This window comes from Streptomyces sp. NPDC014991 (assembly GCF_043080665.1).
Lineage (GTDB): Bacteria > Actinomycetota > Actinomycetes > Streptomycetales > Streptomycetaceae > Streptomyces.
Map to the genome: position 1 here is coordinate 155,124 of NZ_JBIBVY010000017.1, position 22,333 is coordinate 177,456.

18 protein-coding genes are annotated in these 22,333 nt (G+C 70.1%); 14 read left to right on the forward strand and 4 right to left on the reverse strand.

The window, feature by feature from the left end:
- Positions 1-453: 453 nt before the first annotated feature.
- The 5 genes from ACF1BE_RS25130 to ACF1BE_RS25150 all read left to right on the forward strand — a co-directional run bounded on the left by ACF1BE_RS25130 (position 454) and on the right by ACF1BE_RS25150 (position 4,804).
- Positions 454-885, forward strand: coding sequence for a hypothetical protein (locus ACF1BE_RS25130; protein WP_392201277.1), 432 nt, complete (start codon positions 454-456; stop codon positions 883-885).
- Positions 885-2,693, forward strand: a complete 1,809-nt coding sequence (locus tag ACF1BE_RS25135; protein WP_392201278.1) for a hypothetical protein — start codon at positions 885-887, stop codon at positions 2,691-2,693. The genes ACF1BE_RS25130 and ACF1BE_RS25135 overlap by 1 nt, the downstream gene beginning before the upstream one ends.
- A 201-nt stretch (positions 2,694-2,894) precedes the next feature.
- Complete coding sequence (locus ACF1BE_RS25140; RefSeq protein WP_392201294.1) at positions 2,895-4,004, forward strand: S8 family serine peptidase; 1,110 nt, start codon at positions 2,895-2,897, stop codon at positions 4,002-4,004.
- 117 nt (positions 4,005-4,121) lie between these two features.
- A complete protein-coding gene (locus ACF1BE_RS25145; protein WP_121786605.1) occupies positions 4,122-4,463 on the forward strand; it encodes a WXG100 family type VII secretion target in 342 nt (113 codons plus the stop codon).
- A 38-nt stretch (positions 4,464-4,501) separates the two neighbouring features.
- A complete protein-coding gene (locus tag ACF1BE_RS25150; RefSeq protein WP_344346442.1) occupies positions 4,502-4,804 on the forward strand; it encodes a WXG100 family type VII secretion target in 303 nt (100 codons plus the stop codon).
- A 232-nt stretch (positions 4,805-5,036) separates the two neighbouring features.
- Here ACF1BE_RS25150 and eccCa read toward each other — a convergent pair whose 3' ends face one another.
- On the reverse strand, positions 5,037-9,002 hold the full coding sequence (gene eccCa, locus ACF1BE_RS25155; protein ID WP_392201279.1) for a type VII secretion protein EccCa: 3,966 nt from the start codon (positions 9,000-9,002) through the stop codon (positions 5,037-5,039).
- A 300-nt stretch (positions 9,003-9,302) separates the two neighbouring features.
- Here eccCa and eccD point away from each other — a divergent pair, with 300 nt between their 5' ends.
- On the forward strand, positions 9,303-10,811 hold the full coding sequence (eccD, locus tag ACF1BE_RS25160) for a type VII secretion integral membrane protein EccD (RefSeq protein ID WP_392201295.1): 1,509 nt from the start codon (positions 9,303-9,305) through the stop codon (positions 10,809-10,811).
- 208 nt (positions 10,812-11,019) lie between these two features.
- Here eccD and ACF1BE_RS25165 read toward each other — a convergent pair whose 3' ends face one another.
- Positions 11,020-11,313 carry a DUF397 domain-containing protein gene (locus ACF1BE_RS25165; RefSeq protein ID WP_392201280.1) on the reverse strand — a complete coding sequence of 98 codons (294 nt, stop codon included), beginning with the start codon at positions 11,311-11,313 and terminating at the stop codon, positions 11,020-11,022.
- Between the two features lie 278 nt (positions 11,314-11,591).
- Between ACF1BE_RS25165 and rpsO the strand changes: the two genes are divergently transcribed.
- The 5 genes from rpsO (at position 11,592) to ACF1BE_RS25190 (ending at position 17,100) form a co-directional block, all read left to right on the forward strand.
- On the forward strand, positions 11,592-11,879 hold the full coding sequence (gene rpsO, locus ACF1BE_RS25170) for a 30S ribosomal protein S15 (protein ID WP_037741887.1): 288 nt from the start codon (positions 11,592-11,594) through the stop codon (positions 11,877-11,879).
- A gap of 359 nt (positions 11,880-12,238) precedes the next feature.
- On the forward strand, positions 12,239-14,458 hold the full coding sequence (locus ACF1BE_RS25175; RefSeq protein ID WP_392201281.1) for a polyribonucleotide nucleotidyltransferase: 2,220 nt from the start codon (positions 12,239-12,241) through the stop codon (positions 14,456-14,458).
- Positions 14,455-15,834, forward strand: a complete 1,380-nt coding sequence (locus tag ACF1BE_RS25180; RefSeq protein ID WP_392201282.1) for a M16 family metallopeptidase — start codon at positions 14,455-14,457, stop codon at positions 15,832-15,834. The genes ACF1BE_RS25175 and ACF1BE_RS25180 overlap by 4 nt, the downstream gene beginning before the upstream one ends.
- A gap of 50 nt (positions 15,835-15,884) precedes the next feature.
- Positions 15,885-16,637, forward strand: coding sequence for a 4-hydroxy-tetrahydrodipicolinate reductase (gene dapB, locus ACF1BE_RS25185; RefSeq protein WP_392201283.1), 753 nt, complete (start codon positions 15,885-15,887; stop codon positions 16,635-16,637).
- Positions 16,638-16,647: 10 nt separating this feature from the next.
- Positions 16,648-17,100 carry a hypothetical protein gene (locus ACF1BE_RS25190; protein ID WP_392201284.1) on the forward strand — a complete coding sequence of 151 codons (453 nt, stop codon included), beginning with the start codon at positions 16,648-16,650 and terminating at the stop codon, positions 17,098-17,100.
- 163 nt (positions 17,101-17,263) lie between these two features.
- Here the strand turns inward: ACF1BE_RS25190 and ACF1BE_RS25195 are convergent, their stop codons facing one another.
- A complete protein-coding gene (locus ACF1BE_RS25195) occupies positions 17,264-17,818 on the reverse strand; it encodes a hypothetical protein (RefSeq protein WP_392201285.1) in 555 nt (184 codons plus the stop codon).
- 90 nt (positions 17,819-17,908) lie between these two features.
- Positions 17,909-18,160 carry a hypothetical protein gene (locus tag ACF1BE_RS25200; RefSeq protein WP_392201286.1) on the reverse strand — a complete coding sequence of 84 codons (252 nt, stop codon included), beginning with the start codon at positions 18,158-18,160 and terminating at the stop codon, positions 17,909-17,911.
- 193 nt (positions 18,161-18,353) lie between these two features.
- Here ACF1BE_RS25200 and thyX point away from each other — a divergent pair, with 193 nt between their 5' ends.
- The 3 genes from thyX (at position 18,354) to ACF1BE_RS25215 (ending at position 22,032) form a co-directional block, all read left to right on the forward strand.
- The gene (gene thyX, locus ACF1BE_RS25205) at positions 18,354-19,079 is read left to right on the forward strand and encodes an FAD-dependent thymidylate synthase (RefSeq protein ID WP_392201287.1); all 726 of its coding nucleotides are present in this window, start codon (positions 18,354-18,356) and stop codon (positions 19,077-19,079) included.
- Between the two features lie 211 nt (positions 19,080-19,290).
- On the forward strand, positions 19,291-20,190 hold the full coding sequence (gene dapA / locus ACF1BE_RS25210) for a 4-hydroxy-tetrahydrodipicolinate synthase (protein WP_392201288.1): 900 nt from the start codon (positions 19,291-19,293) through the stop codon (positions 20,188-20,190).
- A 156-nt stretch (positions 20,191-20,346) separates the two neighbouring features.
- On the forward strand, positions 20,347-22,032 hold the full coding sequence (locus tag ACF1BE_RS25215; RefSeq protein ID WP_392201289.1) for a ribonuclease J: 1,686 nt from the start codon (positions 20,347-20,349) through the stop codon (positions 22,030-22,032).
- Positions 22,033-22,333: the final 301 nt, after the last annotated feature.

Consider the following 22,333-nt stretch of genomic DNA (forward strand, 5'->3'; position numbering starts at 1 on the left):
AGGCCCTTTCCCCCGCGATTACGTCACTGCGGGTCAAGCTAGCAACCGATGCCGGGGCAAGTTTGTGCCATATCCCCTATGCGGGATCTGTCCGGCGTGAAAATTCGGCGGAGGTGGGCCGGTGAGTCCGATCACGGGGCGGCCTCGTGGGTGCAGAGCCACCCCGGGCCGCGGTCGGCACACCGACCATCGCGCCCGTGTGAAGCTTCTGCGCAGATAGCGGACTCAATCTGTCGTTATTGACCGCCTTGTCGGTCTCCGGCGGTCGTGACCCGGCCGCTTCGGGACAGGGTTGCAACTGAACCGTCGCAGAGTTCAGTTGGCCACCTTTTACGCAGTGACTACAGTGGTCAGCGATAGATCGGGGGTGCGGCGCCGTGCCGTCGGTCTGTCCAGTTCTACCAACGGGGAAACGGGGAAGGGGTCGCGGTGGGCGACGGTGGCGGCTCGGGCATGAGGCGTGGCATCGATGCGCTGTCGAAGTTCAAGAGGAAAGTGGACGACGCGCTGAAAGCCTTCGAGGGGGCTCCGGGCAGCCCGTCCAGGCTCGCGGAGCACACGCTCAGCCCCTCCTCCTTCAGTGGCTCGAACATCCCTTTTCACGAGGCGACCGAGCTGCACGGCAGGTACGAGCAGGTGCATGAGCGTCTCACCTCGCTGTCGAAGAACCTGAGCCTCCAGATCGAGGCGCTGACGCTCGCGGCACACGCGGCCGACGTCACGTACGACGGTACGGAGGACGAGGTCCGGCGCCGGTTCTGGGAGATCCGCGCGCATCTGGACGAGGAGCACCGGAAGGCGCAGCCCGAGGAGAAGCACGCCCAGGAGAAGCCCGCCGAGGCTGAGCACAGCGGTGGGACCAAGTCCGCGGGGGGCAAGTTCTGATGAGCGACAACTGGCAGCAGAAGCCCGAGTACAAGAACGACGTCCAGCAGGCCAACGACCAGGTCGGCCTGGTCGACAAGATCAGCAAGTTCCAGAACGCGTTCAGGGGAACGCCGATCGGATCGGCGCTGTCCTTCGGCAGGACCGACTTCGAGGACCACGATCTCAACGCGATGATCGACCTGGTCCACCACTCCAACCCGGAGCACCTGGAGACGGCCAGCAAGGCCCTGTGGGATGCCCGTACGGCCATCCACGACGCGGCGACGGACCTGGAGACCCACCTCCGCGGCGTCGACTGGCAGGGCGAGGGCGCGGACAGCTTCCACAAGTGGACGTCAGGACTCATCGACTGGACCAAGGGACTCGCGACCTTCGCCGACGTCGCCGCGACCGAGATCTCGGCCGCCGCCTCGGGACTGGCCTCGGTACGCGCGGCCATGCCGCCCCGCGACACCAGGCCCGCGAGCGAGCAGAAGCGCCCCACGCAGTTGCCCAAGACCAAGCAGGTCGACGGCAATGCGGACTACGCCGCCGCGCTCGCGGTGGAGAAGAACCGGCAAGAAGCGATCAACCAGGTGAACCGGTTGGCGTCGTTCTACTCGGTGTCCGCGTCCGCGCTGGGAATGGCGATGGCCAGCGACCCGAAGCCGTACAGTCCGATTCCGGATGTGGGCGTGCCTCAGCCGACGAGGCGTCGGGACGGCGTCCTGGGGGGTTCTGGATCTACTTCGTCCACCCCGACCACCGTCCGACGAGGGGTGGCGGCAAGCCACGGAAGCGCGGCGGAAGGCCACCACGGTACGACTGCCGCACATGGCACGCCTACCGTTGACGGAACAGGGGCCGGCGGACACGTGCCGCCTCTCAAGGAGGTCCCCGCGCCCAGCCCGCCTTCCGGCCACGATGTCGGCACGGAGATCAACACCACGACGACGCTGCCTCCCCAGACGCCCGCCGTGCCGTCCGGCCCCCCGGCACCCACTTCGCCGACAACCGCTGGAGGCGGTGGGCAGATGCCACTGCCCCCTGGGCCGATGTCGCTTCCCGTCGCGCCGACCTCCGGCCGTACTCCTGGCTATGGGCCGACCAGTCGGTTCCCGGTCTCCGCGCAGGGGCGCACCGGTCCTTCGGGTACCGGGAACGGCCGGGTGCCGCAGGGACCCGCGGGGCAGACGGGACGTTCCGTCGCGGGCGGCCGGGCCCCGCAGGGCCCGATGGGACAGGCAGCTCGTGCCGCGGGACGCGCGACTCCGGCGGGACAGCCGGGTGCACGAGGGGCCACTCAGTCAGGGCGCGCACCGATGGGGCGCGGTGTCACCGGCGGAACGCCGAGGCCGGCCAACACGCCTGGCGGGCGTGCCGGAACACCAGGCCTCGCCGGTATGGCGCGCAACGGCGTCGTGGGCGGCAAGCCGGTCACCGGCCGTACCTCCGGAGGGACGGCCAATCCCCGGGTGCCGCGCGGTATGGTCGTCGGCGCCGAAGAGCCGGTCACCAACAAGCCTTCGAAGGGCGCTCTCGGTCAGCGGGGAGTCGTCGGGACCCCCACGGCGAAGGCGGAACCGGGCGCGAGCCAGGCGGTGCTGCGCTCGGCGGGCAACCCCGAGGGTGCGATCGGCGCGCCCCGCAACACTGCCGGTTCCGCGCTCAAGGGCTCCGAGACCGGGGCCAAGGGGCTCGGTCGTGGAGCGGTGGGCGGTCGCCAGGGGGCGGGCGGCGAGCCCGGTCGTGCTGGTGCGCCCGCCGAGAAGGAAGAGCACCGCTCGTCGCGGCAGCGGCGTGACGTGCCACAGACGAGCGACTGAACACGAGCGAGGACGTAGACAGGCATGAAGCCAGGGACCGGCCGACGCGGTATGGGGACTGCCCTGCTGACGCGGCGTAACGCGATACGGCTGTCTGCCGTGTGCTCCGTGCTGGGCACGCTGGTCGTCACGTCGGCAGGACTGGCCCCCGGAGCGGCGGCCTCGGGCGACGTGCAGTCCAAGCAGTGGTATCTGCACGCGATGCACGCGGACGAGATGTGGAAGCACAGCACCGGCACGGGTGTGAAGGTCGCGGTCATCGACACCGGAGTGAACCCCAAGACCTCCTCGCTCAAGGGGCAGGTACTTGTCGACGAGGTGCCGAAAGCCGCCAAGTACCACGTCACCCAGGACTACGACGGCCACGGCACGACGATGGCTGAGATCATCGCCGGTACAGGAGCCGGCGGCGGCATCAAAGGCCTCGCTCCGGGAGCGAAAATCGTCCCGATCCGTGTGGGGCTCGATGAGCTGAAGGACGAGAACGAGCGGGCCAGGTCCCTTACCTCGGCCAAGGCGATCAGGGCTGCCGCTGACAGCGACGCCAAAATCATCAACATGTCCTACGGGAGCGTGTACTACAACGGCGATGAAGAGGACGCGCTGAAATACGCAGCCGCCAAGGGCAAACTGCTGTTCTCCTCCATCGGTAACAGTGGGAATGCGGGAAACAAGCCCGACTACCCGGCCAAAGACCCGTATGCGGTCGGAGTAGCAGCCGTCGACAAGACCGGAACGGCCGGCAAGTTCTCCACGTTCGGAAACTACGTGGACATGTCGGCACCGGGCCTCAATGTGCCGGCGTGGTGCGACAACACGTTCACCAAGTACTGCACCACGGAGGGCACCAGCCACGCCTCCGCCATAGCCTCCGCCTCCGCCGCCCTCGTCTGGTCCGCGCACCCCGACTGGACGGCCAACCAGGTCCTCCGGTCCCTCATCGACACCGCCGGCCGAACGTGGCCGAAGGGCAAGCCCAGCAAGTACCTCGGCTACGGCCTGATGCGTCCGCGCATGGTGCTGGCGGACAAGAACTTCGATCCCGGCCCGGCCGACAGGGACCCCCTGGCCGCAGAGAACGGAACGGCCGCGGACGAGGACATCACGGCCACCAAGAGCCCGGCGGCCTCGCCCTCGGCCAAGACGCCGGCCAAGGACACCGGCTCCTCCAGCGGCCCCACCTCCGCCGCCGCGAAGGACGCCGACTCCGGCAGCAACACCCAGACCTGGGTGATCATCGGCGCCGTAGCCGCCGTACTGGTCATCGCAGGCGCCGGTTTCGCCGCGATGCGCGCACGCCGTAAGGCCTGAGCGGTCTCCCGCACCTGCTCATTCACCGAGTGAGCAGAAGTCCACTTGCCGACAGCGCTGACGCCTGACTCATGACTCAGCGCCCGGCAAGGTCAGCCCACGAAGAAAGGCATGGAAATGGCGACGCAGCGCCAGAAGGTAAGTGACAAGGACATCATTGTCCTCGAAAAGGAGCTTCTGCACCGTTTCGAGGGCATCAAGGGTCAGCTCAAGGAGCTCCAGGCCCTCATCGACAGCCTCGAGGGCAACTGGAAGGGCATCGGCGCCGGTGCCTTCAACTCCAAGCAGACCGAGATCAACGAGCGCATGGTCCGGATCGGCAACATCCTCGCCAAGTTCATCGAGGCCATGAGCACCACCCGGAAGATCAAGGACGGCACGGAGGACGAGGTCCGCTCGCAGGTCCAGAGCATCGACGTCGACCTCGGTGGCGCGCACTCGGCGCTGTCCAGCTACTGATCCCCGCCAGGCCACCACTTTTCAGCAACGGAGCAATCATGGGCGTCAACAACAGCGGCGAGCTGGAAGTTTCCTACGGCAGCCTCGACGAGACCGCCACCCAGCTGGCCAACCACGCGCGGCGGCTGGAAGAGGGCCTCGAGGCCATCAAGCAGAAGGTCGCCGGCGTCGCCAGCATGTGGGAGGGCGAGGCCCACAACGCGTACACCGAGCAGCAGGCTGCCTGGGACCGCGAGGCCAAGGGCATCCACGAGGCCCTGGTCCAGATCGGCAAGGTCGTGCACGCGGCCGGCGGTGACTACCAGGGTGGCGACCGCAAGGCCGCCAGCTACTTCATGTAGGTCGGTCGGCCGGACGGCCGGCACTACACGGCAACAGGGTGGGCACGCACGGGAGGTGCCCACCCTTTGTCATGCCCGGACTCGCCGGACCCGCCGGACCCGCCGGACCCGCCGGACCCGCCGGACCCGCCGGACGGCGGCAGCGGCAGTCCGCCTTCGCACCCCGGAAGGCGACCCGGACGACGGAAGGGGCGCGCGCCACCTCGGCACCCGCCCCAGCCTCGCCCCCGTCTCAGTACTGCACGTCCACCAATCCAGTCTGCACCAGCGGCTTCCCCCGCTTGCGGGACACGAAGACGCCGCGTCCCGCGGGCATCGGACGGGGCCGCACGCCGTTCAGGATGTCGCCCTCCGCCGGGTCGCCGGCCAGGACGATGCCCTGGGCGCCGAGTTCCTTCATGCGCTGCATGAACGGCTCGTAGGAGGCGCGGCCGGCGCCCGCGGAGGAGCGGGCGATGATGAAGCGGACGCCGACGTCGCGGGCGAAGGGCAGCATTTCCGTCAGGCCGCTGAGCGGGTTGCCGCTGGAGTTGGAGACGAGGTCGTAGTCGTCGATGACGACGAAGACCTGCGGGCCGCGCCACCAGCTGCGGTCCCGCAGCTGCTGCGGCGTGACGTCGGCGGTCGGGGTGCGGCGCTGCATGAGGTCGGCCAGGGCCACCATGTGGTGCTCCATCTGGCTGGACATCGGAATGTACTCCGCGAGGTGGGACGCCGGCGTGACGTCCAGCAGCGAGCGCCGGTTGTCCACCACGAAGAACTTCGCCTCGTCGCCGCCGTACCGCAGGGTGAGCTGCTTGATCAGCAGGCGCAGCAGGTTGGACTTGCCGGATTCGCTCTCGCCGAAGACGAGGAAGAACGGGTCCTGCTCGAAGTCGAGGAACACCGGTTCCAGGTTCTCCTCGTCGAGCGCGAAGGCGATGCCGCGCTGCGGGAAACGCTCGCCGGAGGGCAGTTCGACGGCCTCCAGCCGGCGCGGCAGCAGCCGTACCTTCGGAGCGCCCGGCGCCTGCCAGTGGCGTCCGACCTCGGTCGTGAGCGCGGCCGTGGCCTCGGCAAGGTCCGTGTCGGAGGTGAGGCCGTCGATGCGCGGGACCGCCGCCATGAAGTGCAGTTTCTGCGGGGACAGACCGCGGCCGGGGACGCCCGCGGGGACGTTCACCGCCACCTTGCGGTCGATCTCCGAATCCATGACGTCGCCCAGGCGCAGCTCCAGCCGGTTCATGAGGTGGTCCTTGAGGTTGGCCCGGACCTCCATCGAGCGCGACGCCGTGATGATCACGTGGATGCCGTAGCCGAGGCCGCGGGCGGCGATGTCCAGGACCGCCGTCTCCAGTCCCTCGTAGTCCGCGCGGAAGTTGCCCCAGCCGTCGATGACCAGGAAGACGTCACCCCACGGCTGGTCGGTCACCGAGATGTCGCCGCGGGCACGCCGGGCGCGGTAGTCGGCGATCGAGGCGATGCCGGTCGTGCGGAAGTACTCCTCGCGGCGGGTCAGCACGCCGTACACCTCGGAGACCGTACGGCGGACGCGCTCGGGGTCCAGACGCGAGGCGATGCCGCCGACGTGCGGCAGGCCGCCGACCGCGGCCATGCCACCGCCACCGAAGTCGAGGCCGTAGAACTGCACCTCGTACGGCGTGTGGGTGAGCGCGAAGGAGCAGATCAGGGAGCGCAGCAGTGTGGACTTGCCGGACTGGGGGCCGCCGACGATCTGCATGTGGCCGGCCGCGCCGGAGAAGTCGAGCATCAGCCGGTCGCGGCGCTGCTCGTACGGCTTGTCGACGAGGCCGGCGGGGACGACCAGCCGGCCCGCGCCCTCGTAGCCGGGCTGGGTCAGGCCGCGGCCCTGCACCGCCGCCAGGCCCGGCAGGAGCGCGTCCAGTGACGGCGGGCTCTCCAGCGGGGGCAGCCACACCTGGTGCGCGGCCGGGCCCTGTGCCTCCAGACGGCGCACGATCACGTCGAGGACGGTGTCGGCCAGCGCCTCGTCCACCGCGGCCTCGGAGTGCGTGCGCTGCTGCGGGACGGCGCTGTACCGCACGGGCACCTCGGTGGCCGTGAACAGCACCGGCCGCCGGTCCATGGGCAGTTGTCCGCCGGTCAGTGCTCCGCGCTGCGCGCCCGAGCGGTACACGCCGGAGACGTACGCCGCCTTGAAGCGGACCATCTCGTCCGTGCCGTACTTCAGGAAGCCGGAACCGGGCACGTTGGGCAGTTCGTAGGCGTCGGGGACGCCGAGCGCGGCGCGGGACTCGGCGGCGGAGAAGGTGCGCAGACCGATCCGGTACGACAGGTAGGTCTCGAGGCCGCGCAGCCGGCCCTCCTCCAGGCGCTGGGAGGCGAGCAGCAGGTGCACGCCCAGCGAACGGCCGATCCGGCCGATCTGCACGAACATCTCGATGAAGTCCGGCTTGGCGGTCAGCAGTTCGCTGAACTCGTCGATGACCAGGACCAGGGAGGGGATCGGCTGGAGGGGGGCGCCCGCCGCGCGTGCCTTCTCGTAGTCGTGGATGTTGGCGTAGTTGCCGGCGTCGCGCAGCAGTTCCTGGCGGCGGTTCAGTTCGCCGCGGATGGAGTCGCCCATGCGGTCGACCAGGGTGAGGTCGTCGGCCAGGTTGGTGATGACGGCCGCCACGTGCGGCATCTGTGCCATGCCGGCGAAGGTCGCGCCGCCCTTGAAGTCCGCGAGGACGAAGTTCAGGGTCTCCGAAGAGTGGGTGACCGCGAGGCCCAGCACGAGCGTGCGCAGCAGCTCCGACTTGCCGGAACCGGTGGCGCCGACGCACAGGCCGTGCGGGCCCATGCCCTCCTGCGCGGCCTCCTTCAGGTCCAGCATGACGGGCCTGCCGTCCTCGCCGACGCCGATCGGCACCCGCAGCCGTTCCGCGAGCGCGCGCGGTCGCCAGGTCCGCTTGGTGTCGACGGACGCCGCGTCGCCGAGGCCCAGCAGGTCGGTGAACTCCAGGTTGGCGAGCAGCGGTTCGTCGTCATCGCCGCCCGACGCCATGCGCAGCGGCGCGAGCTGCCGGGCCAGCGCCTCGGCCGACTCGTAGGAGAGGGCGTCCGGGGTGCCGTCGTAGACCTCGCCGTGCCCGGACTCCAGGCGCAGCTGGCCGGGCTGTACGACGATGGACAGGTCGCCGCCCGCCGTCGTGAGGTCGCCCGGTACCACCTCGAGCACCGTGACGCCCTGGAGTCCCTCCGGGTTGGCGAGGACCGAGTCGGGCAGCAGGGACAGCTCGTCCAGGACGAGCACGATGTGCGGCTCGTCCAGCAGCGGTTGCGCGCCGGGGTGGAAGCGCGGCCGGCCGGTCAGCCGGGCGGCGAGCAGGTCCTCCAGCTCGCGCGGGTCGGCGCCGATCAGCCGGCGGGAGCCCGCGCCGTCCACGGCGCCGGGTGCCTGCACGTGCGGCAGCCACTTCGCCCAGTCCCAGTGCGGCAGTGCCTCGCGGCCCGCGGCCACCGCGATGATCAGGTCCTGCGGGGAGTGCAGCGAGGCCAGCGAGCCGACCAGGGCGCGGGCCGAGGCCCGTACGGACTGCGGTTCACCGCTGACCGTGACGTGGTAGAAGGCACGCAGCGACACGGCCATCGGCAGGTCGCCGACGCTGTGGTGCGCGGCGAGGAAACGCTGCATCGCCCCGGCGGTCAGCGGTTCCAGCTGCTCGACGGGTCCCGTCTCCGGGGGGACGAGCGGGGTCGCCAGCGGCTGCGGGCCCAGGCCGATGCGTACGTGCGCGAAGTCCTCGTCGCCGGGCCGCCGCTCCCACACCCGGCTGCCCTCGGCGACGAGCGCCCACAGCTGCTCGGGGGAGGGGTGCAGGTAGTACTGCGCGTCCCGCTGGGCCTTCGCCGTCCGTACGGCGGACTTGCGCGTCTGTGACAGATAGCTGAGGTAGTCGCGGCGCATGTCGGCCAGCTGGCCCTGGGAGCCGCGGCGGAAGCGGACCACCATCGCGATGGACATCCCCACCGTCGAGGCGATCATGATCATGCCCATGATCTTCATGAACGGCTGACCGTTCGTGAAGAAGAAGACCACCGAACCGCCCATGCCCAGCGTGGGCAGGAGCTGCATCAGCACGCTCTCCTGGTGCCCCCGCGGCAGTTCCGGCGGTGGCTGGACGACGACCTCTTCCGTGGGCACCTCGGACGGCAGCGCCCGGGGAGGGCGCTTCACGACAATCTGGCTCACCGCTCACCAATTCCCTTGCCCGACCCAGGCATTCCGCACGCCACCCCGTGTCCGGCGAGCGCAGGCCGCCGCGTGATCCTACTGAGTTCACGGGACACGGGTGAGCGGTAGGGTGCCGGATGTTCGCGTGAGCACACGCCGAGCAGGCCGGAGATACCGGGACAGACCCCTCGATACAGAGGGGAGACGGCCCCGGAAGGCCGCCGCACGGCACCCCTGCCGTCGCGCACGGAGCGAACCGGCACGGGACCTTCACGACATAGACGCACCACCACCACTGAGGGGGAGCAGCAGGTGAGCATGACGGCCGCCGCCACCGGCGGACCCGGGACGGGAGCCCCTTCCGGATCCGGCACCGGCACCGGACTCGGCTTCTGCCGGGTCACCATCGTCGCGCCGGACAGCCGTATCGACGTGGCACTGCCCGACGACGTCCCGGTCGCCGACCTCTACCCCGAGATCCTCCGGCTGTCCCAGCAGAGCCCCACCGCGGGCGCCCCGGTCGGCTACCACCTGGTCCGCACCGACGGCACCGTGCTGGACAGCGCCCGCTCCTTCGCCGCCCAGCGCATCCTCGACGGCGAACTCCTCACTCTCCGCCCGTTCGCCGAGTCCCTGCCGCCGGCCGTCCACGACGATGTCGCCGAGGCCGTCGCCTCCTCCGTCACCCGGCAGCACAAGCTGTGGAGCGGCGACCTGACCCGGGCCGCGGGCCTGGTCGGCGGCGGGGTGCTGCCCGCCCTGCTCGCGTTCGTCGCCTGGACCGCCGACCCGCTGCACGACATGCACGGCCTGGCCGGCATCCTCGCCGCCGTCACCGGGGTCCTCCTGGTCGTGCTCTCCGCGGTCCGCGCCCGCGTCTACGACGACCGCGGTTCGGCCGTCGCTCTCGGCCTGGGCGCCCTGCCCAACATCGGCGTCGCCGGCAGCGGCCTGCTGCCCTTGAGCGACGGCGAGGGCATCGGCAGGCTCCAGTTCCTGCTGGCGTGCGCGGCCGTCCTGGTCGCCGCACTGGTCCTCGCCCTGTGCGCACCCCACGGCGACGGCCCCTTCGTCGCCTTCGTGTTCGCCTCGGCGATCGCCCTGGTCAGCGTCTTCGTCGCGACCGTCACCGGCTGGGCCCCGACCGAGACGGCCGCCCTGTGCGCGCCCGTCGCCGTCGGCGCTCTGGCCTTCCTGCCCGGCATGTCGATGCGCTTCGCCCGGCTGCCGATCGGCTTCGAGAACCCCAGCAGCGGCACCCCGCGCTCCGCCTACGGCACCGAGACCGCCGCGCAGGAGCCCGTGGACACCGAGCGCATCGAGGCGCAGGCGCGGCGCGGCCACGAACTCCTCGTCGGCCTGGTCGGCGGCTGCGCGCTGCTCGCCGTAGGCGCCTCGGCCGTGCTCGGCTTCTCCGACGACGTCTGGGCCCAGCTGCTCGCGTTCGCCACCGGCATCGCGATGCTCATGCGCGCCGGCCTGTTCCGCTACACCGCCCAGGTCGCCTCCGTCCTCGCGGCCGGGCTCGCCTCCCTGGTCCTGCTGGGCCTCGGTCTCGCCCTGAACCCGCCGCAGCACATCATGCGCGCGGCGCTGGCCGGGGACCGCACGGACCTCGACATCCGTACCGTCTGGCTGATCGCGGTCATCGCGCTCGCCACGGCCCTGGTGACCGCGCTCGGCCTGATCCTGCCGCGCGGTGGACTGACGCCCTTCTGGGGCCGCTTCCTGGAGATCTGCGAAGGCTTCGTGCTGCTGACGCTGATCCCGCTCGCCCTGGCCGTCTTCGACGTGTACGCGACGGCACGGTCGATGACCAGCTCCTGACGACCGGCGGCCTGACCGTCATGCCGCCTGACGACCGGGCCGCCTGAGGACCGGGCCGCCTGACGACCGGCCGACCGTGTCCGTCCCCGCGACGGCCGGATCCGCGACGACCGGCCGGCCGGCGGGCCGACGGGCGCACCGGCGCGGCCAACGGCACGGGCCCCGGCTCACCAGGAGCCGGGGCCCGGTCACCGCACCGGCGTGCGGCTCACTGCGCGTCCAGCCCCCCGTTGTGGGCCATGGGCTTCAGATCGAACTCGCCGTCCCGAGCGCCCAGCACGAACGCCCGCCACTCCGCCTCGGTGTAGCGCAGCACGGTGTCCGGGTCGAGCGAGGACCGCATCGCCACCGCGCCGCCGGGCAGGTAGGCGATCTCCACCCGCTCCTCGTGCTCCTCCGTGCCCGGCGCGCACTGCCACTCGGCACCGGAGATGTCGAGCCCGTACAGCTCGTCCCGCTCCCGCTCCTTGCGCGCCTTGATCTCCGCTTCCGTTTCCGCCATCGTGCAGCGACCCCTTCCCGAGGTACGTACGGTCCGGGCGCTCACCCTAGTGGCCCCAGGGTCGTCCGCTCAGGAGGGCGAGAGGACCCTGGGGGAGGACGCCCGCCACGGGCTGGTACCCTGAGTGACGGCCGTTCGTGTACGCACCCCCGGAGCCCGCAGGAAACTGCGCCCTGGAGGCCGCGCCCAGCGGATCCCCGCCTCCCGAGTAACGGAAGCTCCCCCGAGACCAAGACCGGGGGCACTCGGTGGCCATGCACAGACTACGAGGAGTACGCGTGTCGCTCGACGCCGCTACGAAGAAGCAGATCATCAGCGAGTTCGGTCAGAAGGAGGGCGACACCGGCTCCCCCGAGGTCCAGGTCGCCATGCTCTCGCGCCGGATCTCGGACCTGACCGAGCACCTCAAGACCCACAAGCACGACCACCACTCCCGTCGTGGTCTGCTGATCCTGGTCGGTCAGCGCCGTCGCCTGCTGCAGTACCTGGCGAAGAAGGACATCCAGCGCTTCCGTGCGCTGGTCGACCGCCTGGGCATCCGCCGCGGTGCGGCCGGCGCCAAGTAGGACGCCATGAAGGGGGCGGTTCCCGGAACCCGGGACCGCTCCCTTTGCCGTATGCGGGAAATCGCACCGCACCCGGCATACTTCGCCGCACGTGCGGAAACGTGCGGAGTGTCACCGACGCTTTGTAGTGTGGTAGCACAACGCGGTACGAACGCAGTACGTACGACACAGCACGATGTAGAAGAGGAGAAGCGCACCGCGCCGCCGCCGGTCCTCGGTAGTGGCCCCCGGGGGGAAGTGAGCCCCGGGTGCTTCGATCGAAGACCGGCCCGCACCAGACGGCGCGCTTCTCCGCCACCGTCCCCCTGCCACACGGGCAGCCGAGGGACGAAAGACGACAAGTAACGGAGAAATCGCTAGTGGAGAACGAGACCCACTACGCCGAGGCCGTCATCGACAACGGCTCCTTCGGCACCCGCACCATCCGCTTCGAGACGGGCCGCCTGGCCAAGCAGGCCGCCGGCTCCGCCGTGGCGTACCTGGACGACGACACCATGGTGCTGTCGGCCACCACCGCCTCCAAGAACCCCAAGGACCAGCTCGACTTCTTCCCCCTGACGGTGGACGTCGAGGAGCGGATGTACGCCGCCGGCAAGATCCCCGGCAGCTTCTTCCGTCGTGAGGGCCGGCCCTCCGAGGACGCGATCCTCACCTGCCGCCTGATCGACCGCCCGCTGCGCCCGTCCTTCAAGAAGGGCCTGCGCAACGAGATCCAGGTCGTCGCCACGATCATGGCCCTCAACCCCGACCACCTGTACGACGTCGTGGCGATCAACGCCGCGTCCGCGTCCACGCAGCTGGCCGGCCTGCCCTTCTCCGGCCCGATCGGCGGCGTCCGCGTCGCGCTGATCCGCGGTCAGTGGGTCGCGTTCCCGACCCACACCGAGCTGGAGGACGCCGTCTTCGACATGGTCGTCGCCGGCCGCGCCCTGGAGGACGGCGACGTCGCGATCATGATGGTCGAGGCCGAGGCCACCGAGAAGACCATCAAGCTGGTCGAGGGCGGCGCCGAGGCGCCGACCGAGGAGGTCGTCGCCGCCGGTCTGGACGCCGCGAAGCCCTTCATCAAGGTCCTCTGCCGCGCGCAGGCCGACCTCGCCGCGAAGGCCGCCAAGCCGACCGCCGAGTTCCCGGTCTTCCTGGACTACCAGGACGACGTCTTCGAGGCCCTGACCGCGGCCGTCCGCCCCGAGCTGGCCCAGGCGCTCACCATCGCCGGCAAGCAGGACCGCGAGGCCGAGCTGGACCGCGTCAAGGCGCTCGCCGCCGAGAAGCTCCTCCCGGAGTTCGAGGGCCGCGAGAAGGAGATCTCCGCCGCGTACCGCTCGCTCACCAAGCAGCTGGTCCGCGAGCGCGTGATCAAGGAGAAGAAGCGCATCGACGGCCGCGGTGTCACCGACATCCGCACGCTGGCCGCCGAGGTCGAGGCCATCCCGCGGGTGCACGGCTCCGCGCTGTTCGAGCGTGGCGAGACCCAGATCCTGGGCGTCACCACCCTCAACATGCTCCGTATGGAGCAGCAGCTGGACACCCTCTCCCCGGTGACCCGCAAGCGCTACATGCACAACTACAACTTCCCGCCGTACTCCGTCGGTGAGACCGGCCGCGTCGGTTCCCCGAAGCGCCGCGAGATCGGCCACGGCGCCCTCGCCGAGCGCGCGATCGTGCCGGTCCTGCCGACGCGCGAGGAGTTCCCCTACGCGATCCGCCAGGTGTCCGAGGCCCTCGGCTCCAACGGCTCGACGTCCATGGGCTCGGTCTGCGCCTCCACCATGTCGCTGCTGAACGCCGGTGTGCCCCTGAAGGCCCCGGTCGCCGGTATCGCCATGGGCCTGATCTCCCAGGAGATCAACGGCGAGACCCACTACGTCGCCCTCACCGACATCCTCGGTGCGGAGGACGCCTTCGGTGACATGGACTTCAAGGTCGCCGGCACCAAGGAGTTCGTGACCGCCCTCCAGCTCGACACCAAGCTGGACGGCATCCCGGCCTCCGTCCTGGCCGCGGCCCTCAAGCAGGCCCGCGACGCCCGTCTCCACATCCTCGACGTGATGATGGAGGCCATCGACCGGCCCGACGAGATGTCCCCGAACGCCCCGCGGATCATCACCGTCAAGATCCCGGTCGACAAGATCGGTGAGGTCATCGGCCCCAAGGGCAAGATGATCAACCAGATCCAGGAGGACACCGGCGCCGAGATCACGATCGAGGACGACGGCACCATCTACATCGGTGCCCAGGTCGGCTCGCAGGCCGAGGCCGCCCGCGCCACGATCAACGGCATCGCCAACCCGACCATGCCGGAGGTCGGCGAGCGCTACCTGGGTACGGTCGTCAAGACCACGACCTTCGGCGCGTTCGTGTCGCTGCTCCCGGGCAAGGACGGTCTGCTGCACATCTCGCAGATCCGCAAGCTCGCCGGCGGCAAGCGCGTGGAGAACGTCGAGGACGTCCTCGGCGTGGGCCACAAGGTCCAGGTCGAGATCGCCGAGATCGACTCCCGCGGCAAGCTCTCCCTGATCCCCGTGATCGAGGGCGAGGACGCCGACGAGACCGTGAAGGACGACGCCGACCAGTGACGTCCCGTAGCTCCAAGGCGACGGCCCGCACCTCTTCGGAGGCGCGGGCCGTCGCCCGTACCCAAACGCTCGTCAAGGGCACGGCCGGCATCGGCACGGTCCGCAGGACCACCCTCCCGGGCGGCCTGCGGATCGTCACCGAGACCCTGCCCTCGGTCCGCTCCGCCACCTTCGGCATCTGGGCGCACGTCGGCTCCCGCGACGAGACCCCGGCCCTGAACGGCGCCACGCACTACCTGGAGCACCTGCTCTTCAAGGGCACCTCCCGGCGCAGCGCGCTCGACATCTCCTCCGCGGTCGACGCCGTCGGCGGCGAGATGAACGCGTTCACGGCGAAGGAGTACACGTGCTACTACGCGCGGGTGCTCGACACCGACCTGCCCCTCGCCATCGACGTCGTCTGCGACATGCTGACCGGCTCCCTGATCCGTGAGGAGGACGTCGACGTCGAGCGCGGCGCGATCCTCGAAGAGATCGCGATGACCGAGGACGACCCGGGCGACTGCGTGCACGACCTGTTCGCGCAGACCATGTTCGGCAACAACGCCCTCGGCCGCCCGGTCCTCGGCACCGTCGACACGGTCAACGCCCTCACCGCCGACCGCATCCGCCGCTTCTACCGGAAGCACTACGACCCCACGCACCTCGTGGTCGCCTGCGCCGGCAACATCGACCACAACAAGGTCGTACGACAGGTCCGCGCGGCCTTCGAGAAGGCGGGCGCCCTCGGGAACACGGACGCGCGCCCCATCGCCCCGCGCGACGGCCGCCGTGTGATCCGCACCCACGGCAAGGTCGACCTGCTCGGCCGCAAGACCGAGCAGGCGCACGTCGTCCTCGGCATGCCGGGCCTCGCCCGCACCGACGACCGCCGCTGGGCCATGGGCGTGCTGAACACCGCCCTCGGCGGCGGAATGTCGTCCCGGCTGTTCCAGGAGGTCCGCGAGAAGCGCGGCCTCGCCTACAGCGTGTACTCCTACACCTCGGGCTTCGCCGACTGCGGCCTGTTCGGCGTGTACGCCGGCTGCCGTCCCTCGCAGGTCCACGATGTGCTGCGGATCTGCCGGGACGAACTCGACCACGTCGCGGACAACGGCCTCTCCGACGACGAGATAACCCGCGCCGTCGGCCAGCTGCGGGGCTCCACCGTCCTGGGCCTGGAGGACACCGGCGCGCTGATGAACCGCATCGGCAAGAGCGAGCTGTGCTGGGGCGAGCAGATGTCCGTCGACGAGATGCTGGCCAGGATCGCCGCGGTCACCCCGGACGAGGTCCGCTCGGTCGCCCGCGACATCCTGGGCCAGCGCCCGTCGCTGTCGGTCATCGGCCCGCTGAAGGACAAGCAGGCCGCACGCCTGCACGATGCTGTCGCCTGACCCGTCCGTCCTCGGAATCGATAAGTCGGTAAGTCGGTAAGGAAGCGAAGATGAGCAAGCTGCGCGTGGCGGTCCTCGGTGCCCGGGGCCGGATCGGGTCCGAGGCGGTCAGGGCGGTCGAGGCCGCCGAGGACATGGAACTGGTCGCCGCCCTCGGCCGGGGCGACACGCTCCAGACCCTGGTGGAGACCGGCGCCCAGGTCGCCGTCGAGCTGACCACCCCCGCCTCGGTCATGGACAACCTCGACTTCTGCGTGCGCCACGGCATCCACGCGGTCGTCGGTACCACCGGCTGGACCGAGGAGCGACTCACCCAGCTCCGGGACCAGCTCGCCCGGTCCCCGCGGACCGGCGTGCTCATCGCGCCGAACTTCTCCATCGGCGCCGTCCTGACCATGAAGTTCGCGCAGATCGCCGCGCCGTACTTCGAGTCCGTCGAGGTGGTCGAACTGCACCACCCGAACAAGGTCGACGCCCCGAGCGGTACGGCCACCCGCACGGCCCAGCTCATCGCCGAGGCCCGCCGGGCGGCCGGCACGGCCCCGGCACCGGACGCCACCGTCACGGCCCTCGACGGCGCCCGGGGCGCGGACGTCGACGGGATCCCGGTGCACGCCGTCCGGCTCCGCGGTCTCCTGGCCCACCAGGAGGTGCTGCTCGGCGCCGAGGGCGAGACCCTGACCGTCCGGCACGACTCCCTGCACCACAGCAGCTTCATGCCGGGCATCCTGCTCGGCGCGCGCCGCGTGGTGACCACTCCAGGCCTCACGTTCGGCCTGGAGCACTTCCTGGACCTGAGCTGAGCCATCCGTCATGCGCGCGAAGATCACCTACCTCGTCACGGCCGCCGTCCTGGTCTTCTACTTCCTCCTGGTGGGCAGCCGCGGCGTCATGCTCATCCAGTCCGGCACGCTCCTGACGGTCACATTCGGCGTGGCGGTGCTGATCCTGCCGGTCATCGGCCTGTGGTTCCTGTGGAAGAACACCCAGTTCGTCCGCCGGGCCAACCGGCTCGCCGCCGAACTCGACGCCGAGGGCGGCCTGCCCGTCGACGAGCTGAAGCGCATGCCCAGCGGCCGGATCGACCGCGATTCGGCCGACGAGGTCTTCGCCCGGCGCAAGGCCGAGACGGAGGAGTCGCCCGACGACTGGCGCTGCTGGTTCCGCCTCGCCGTCGCCTACCACGACGCCCACGACACCCCACGGGCCAGGAAGGCGATGCAGCGGGCCATCGCCCTGCACGACGCCGAACCCGCGCGGACCTGACCCACCCCCACCGACACCGTCCCGCGTCCGCTTCCCATCGGGGGAGGGCCGAGTGGGCTGGTGACGGGCCGGCCGCCGACCCAGGTCCGCGCCCGGATGCCGTACCTACGTCGACGGGCCGGCCCGCGGCAGCGCGGGCCGGCCCGTCCGTCCGGTGCCCGGGTCAGCCGCGCCGGTTCTCCGCGGCCCAGGTTTCCACCGTGTCGGCCGCCCGGTCGAAGGCCGCCGGACGACCAAGGAAGTCCAGGCTGTGCGTGGTGAGCAGCGGAGCCGGGTCGTCGGCACGCCGGTCCTTGCGTACGAGCACCAGCGCCTGTCCCTGCACCGTGCGCGGCAGGCCCAGCCAGCGCACCGGCTGCTGCACCGTCCGCACGGAGACCACGCGCGGCCACGGCACGGTCCGCGTCAGCACGAGACCGACCCGGCGCAGTCCGCGCCGGCTCACCCACACCCCCATGCGCAGCAGCCGCAGCGCGCCGGCGACGATCGCCAGACCGGCGGCGAGGACCGTGCCGGCGGAGGACAGCGAGCCGGCCGGCGCGATGAGGACGGCCGCGAACAGGACGAACGAGGCGAGCAGCAGTCCCAGGGCGGCCACACCCACCCGCCAAGGTCCCGGCCGGTAGGGGCGCCGCCAGCGGTCCGGGTCGTCGTACGGCAGCGCGCTCTCGGACGCCGTTTCGAAGGTGCGGTCGGCCGTCAGGAAGGGCAGGGGCACGGCTGGTCCTCACTCGGTCCTCGCGTGGACTGTGCCCGGTGAGATTATCCGGCTGTGTTATCGCTCACCAGCCTTGAGCGTCCGGAAGGGTCAGTGACCCCCGGCCGGTTGCCCGTGGGACGCCTGGGACTGCTGGGTCGGCGCACCGGACGGCGTGGACAGCGCCGGCATTGCGACGATCAGGGCGCCGACCAGCCCGGCGACGATGGTCAGCCCCAGCAGCCAGACCCCGGCCATCTCGCCGAAGGGCACCCGCCGGCGGGGCGGGGGAGTGACATTGCTGCGGAACCTGTCCGCCTCGGCCAGGAAGGCGAAGGGTACGGGCTCGCGCCGACGGAACATGGCGGTGCCTCTCCTCTCGGGTGTGGATCGAACGTGCGGTTCTCATCGATACAGACGATCGAGTGACACAAAAGGTGCCCATGTCGGAAAAAGTCGCCGGTGTCTTCTCCGGAGCGAGGTGCCGCTCCGGCCCCGGCGGGTGCCCCGTAAGGTGGGCGCGAACCACAGAAGTGAGGGAAGGACCCCAACCCCCGTGACCACCGAGTCGCTCACGTTCCGCAGTGACGTCACCGTCGAGCTGGTGAAGTCCAGTGCGTCGGACGCCGATGTCCTCTTCGCCGCCCGTGTCTCGACCGCCGGCGAGCAGTCCCTGGACGAGCTGAAGAAGGACCCCGAGCGCTCCAAGGGTCTGATCAACTACCTGCTGCGCGACCGGCACGGCAGCCCGTTCGAGCACAACTCGATGACCTTCTTCGTCAGCGCCCCGATCTTCGTGTTCCGCGAGTTCATGCGGCACCGGGTCGGCTGGTCGTACAACGAGGAGTCCGGCCGCTACCGGGAGCTGGAGCCCGTCTTCTACGTCCCCGACAGCTCCCGCAAGCTGGTCCAGCAGGGCCGCCCGGGCAAGTACGTCTTCGTCGAGGGCACCCCGGGCCAGCACGAGAGCGTGAGCAGCACCCTCCGGGAGTCGTACGAGCAGGCGTACGCGGCCTACCAGAAGCTCCTCGGCGAGGGCGTCGCACGCGAGGTGGCCCGCTCGGCCCTGCCCGTCGGCCTCTACTCCTCCATGTACGCCACCTGCAACGCCCGCTCCCTGATGCACTTCCTCGGTCTGCGCACCCAGCACGAGCTGGCCAAGGTGCCGTCCTTCCCGCAGCGGGAGATCGAGATGGTGGGGGAGAAGATGGAGGCGGAGTGGGCGAAACTGATGCCGCTCACGTACGCCGCCTTCAACGCGAACGGGCGGGTGGCCCCGTGACGAAGCCCTGTTCGGCCGCCCGGAACGGATGTACGGGTCAGCCTCGCGAAGTGTCCGTATTGCGGCATTTGTAGAAGTTCATCTAGCCTGATCAAACGGACCCGGCACTGCTTGAACCCCCGAGCAGGCAGTGCCGGGCTCCTTCTTTGTCCGGACTTTCCCGAGACCCCACGGGCGCACCCCCCGTCGGGCACCGAGTAGCGTGTTACCCATGGCTCCGACCTCGACTCCGCAGACCCCCTTCGGGCGGGTCCTCACCGCCATGGTCACGCCCTTCACGGCGGACGGCGCACTCGACCTCGACGGCGCGCAGCGGCTCGCCGCCCACCTGGTGGACGCAGGCAACGACGGCCTGATCATCAACGGCACCACCGGCGAGTCCCCCACGACCAGTGACGCGGAGAAATCGGACCTGGTACGAGCGGTGGTGGAGGCGGTCGGCGACCGCGCCCACGTCGTGGCCGGTGTTGGCACCAACGACACCCACCACAGCGTCGAGCTGGCCCGCCAGGCCGAGCGCGACGGCGCACACGGCCTGCTGGTCGTCACGCCGTACTACAACAAGCCCCCTCAGGAGGGCCTGTACCGGCACTTCACCACCGTCGCCGACGCGACCGGGCTGCCGGTCATGCTCTACGACATCCCCGGCCGCAGCGGCGTCCCGATCAGCACGGAGACCCTCGTCCGGCTCGCCGAGCACCCCCGGATCGTCGCGAACAAGGACGCCAAGGGCGACCTCGGCCGCGCCGGCTGGGCCATCGCCCGGTCGCGCCTCGCCTGGTACTCCGGCGACGACATGCTCAACCTTCCGCTGCTCTCCGTGGGCGCGGTCGGCTTCGTCTCGGTCGTCGGCCACCTGGTCACCCCCGACCTGCGCGCCCTCGTGGACGCCTACGTCACCGGTGACGTCGTCAAGGCCACCGAGATCCACCAGAAGCTGCTCCCGGTCTACACGGGCATGTTCCGCACTCAGGGCGTCATGACCACCAAGGCCGCGCTCGCCCTCCAGGGCCTGCCCGCCGGGCCGCTGCGCCTGCCCATGGTCGAGTGCTCGCCCGAGGAGATCTCCCAGCTCAAGAGCGATCTTGCTGCCGGTGGGGTACAGCTCTGACAACAGACTTGGCATCACCCGGGCTTCACAACTGAAGAACAACAGAAGACCGCGGGACACCGGTGCCCGCATCACACAACGACAACTGCTTCCGCACGAACGTCATGCGCGCCACGTGCCGTACCGGTACGTGGCGCGCGTGGTGAGGAGAGTCTTTTGAGTCATCCGCACCCTGAACTCGGCTCGCCCCCGCCGCTGCCCCAGGGCGGCCTGCGGGTCACCCCGCTCGGCGGCCTCGGCGAGATCGGCCGGAACATGACGGTCTTCGAGTACGGAGGCCGTCTGCTGATCGTCGACTGCGGAGTGCTCTTCCCCGAGGAGGAGCAGCCCGGAATCGATCTGATCCTTCCGGACTTCACGTCCATCCGGGACCGCCTCGACGACATCGAGGGCATCGTCCTCACGCACGGCCACGAGGACCACATCGGCGGCGTCCCCTTCCTGCTCCGCGAGAAGCCGGACATCCCGCTGATCGGCTCCAAGCTGACCCTCGCCCTGATCGAGGCCAAGCTCCAGGAGCACCGGATCCGCCCGTACACCCTGGAGGTGACGGAGGGGAACCGCGAGCGCATCGGCCCGTTCGACTGCGAGTTCGTCGCCGTCAACCACTCCATCCCGGACGCCCTCGCGGTCGCCATCCGCACCCCCGCCGGCATGGTCGTCCACACCGGCGACTTCAAGATGGACCAGCTTCCGCTGGACAACCGGCTCACCGACCTGCACGCGTTCGCGCGGCTCAGCGAGGAGGGCATCGACCTGCTCCTCGCCGACTCGACGAACGCCGAGGTGCCGGGGTTCGTCCCGCCCGAGCGGGACATCTCCAACGTCCTGCGCACGGTCTTCGCCAACGCCAACAAGCGGATCATCGTCGCGAGCTTCGCCAGCCACGTCCACCGCATCCAGCAGATCCTGGACGCGGCCCACGAGTACGGCCGCCGGGTCGCCTTCGTCGGACGCTCCATGGTCCGCAACATGGGAATCGCCCGCGACCTCGGCTACCTGAAGGTCCCGCCGGGCCTGGTGGTCGACGTCAGGACGCTGGACGACCTGCCCGACCACCAGGTGGTCCTGGTCTGCACGGGCTCACAGGGCGAGCCGATGGCGGCTCTGTCCCGCATGGCCAACCGCGACCACCAGATCCGGATCGTCGACGGCGACACGGTGATTCTGGCGTCCTCGCTGATCCCCGGTAACGAGAACGCGGTCTACCGCGTGATCAACGGCCTGACCCGCTGGGGGGCCAACGTCGTCCACAAGGGCAACGCCAAGGTGCACGTGTCCGGCCACGCGTCCGCGGGCGAGCTGCTGTACTTCTACAACATCTGCCGCCCGAAGAACCTGATGCCGGTGCACGGCGAGTGGCGCCACCTGCGGGCCAACGCCGAACTGGGCGCGCTGACCGGCGTGCCCCACGACCGCATCGTCATCGCCGAGGACGGCGTGGTGGTCGACCTCGTCGGGGGCAAGGCCAGGATCTCCGGCAAGGTCCAGGCCGGATACGTCTACGTCGACGGCCTCTCGGTCGGTGACGTCGGGGAGCCGGCTCTGAAGGATCGCAAGATCCTCGGTGACGAGGGCATCATCTCGGTCTTCGTGGTCATTGACGCCTCCACCGGCAAGATCACCGGCGGCCCGCACGTGCAGGCGCGTGGCTCCGGCATCGACGACTCGGCCTTCATCGAGGTCCTCCCGAAGGTCACTGAGGTGCTGGAGCGGTCCGCCCAGGACGGCGTCGTGGAGCCCCACCAGCTCCAGCAGCTCATCCGCCGGACCCTGGGCAAGTGGGTCTCGGACAGGTACCGCCGCAGGCCGATGATCCTCCCGGTGGTCGTGGAGGTCTGACCCCCGTCGGTGTTCGCCCGGAGCGGGGCGCCTGGATTTGCATCGGGGCGCCCCGCTCCAGTACGTTTACGGCTCCGCCCAACCGGGACGCCCGGCACTTCTGTGCCGGACACGATGCCCGGAGCGGGTGGGAAATCCGGCTCAGAACTTCTGATAAAGTCGGAACCGCCGGAAAGGGAAACGCGGAAGCGGGAACCTGGAAAGCGCCGAGGAAATCGGGTCGAGAAAAGATCTGATAGAGTCGGAAACGCAAGACCGAAGGGAAGCGCCCGGAGGAAAGCCCGAGAGGGTGAGTACAAAG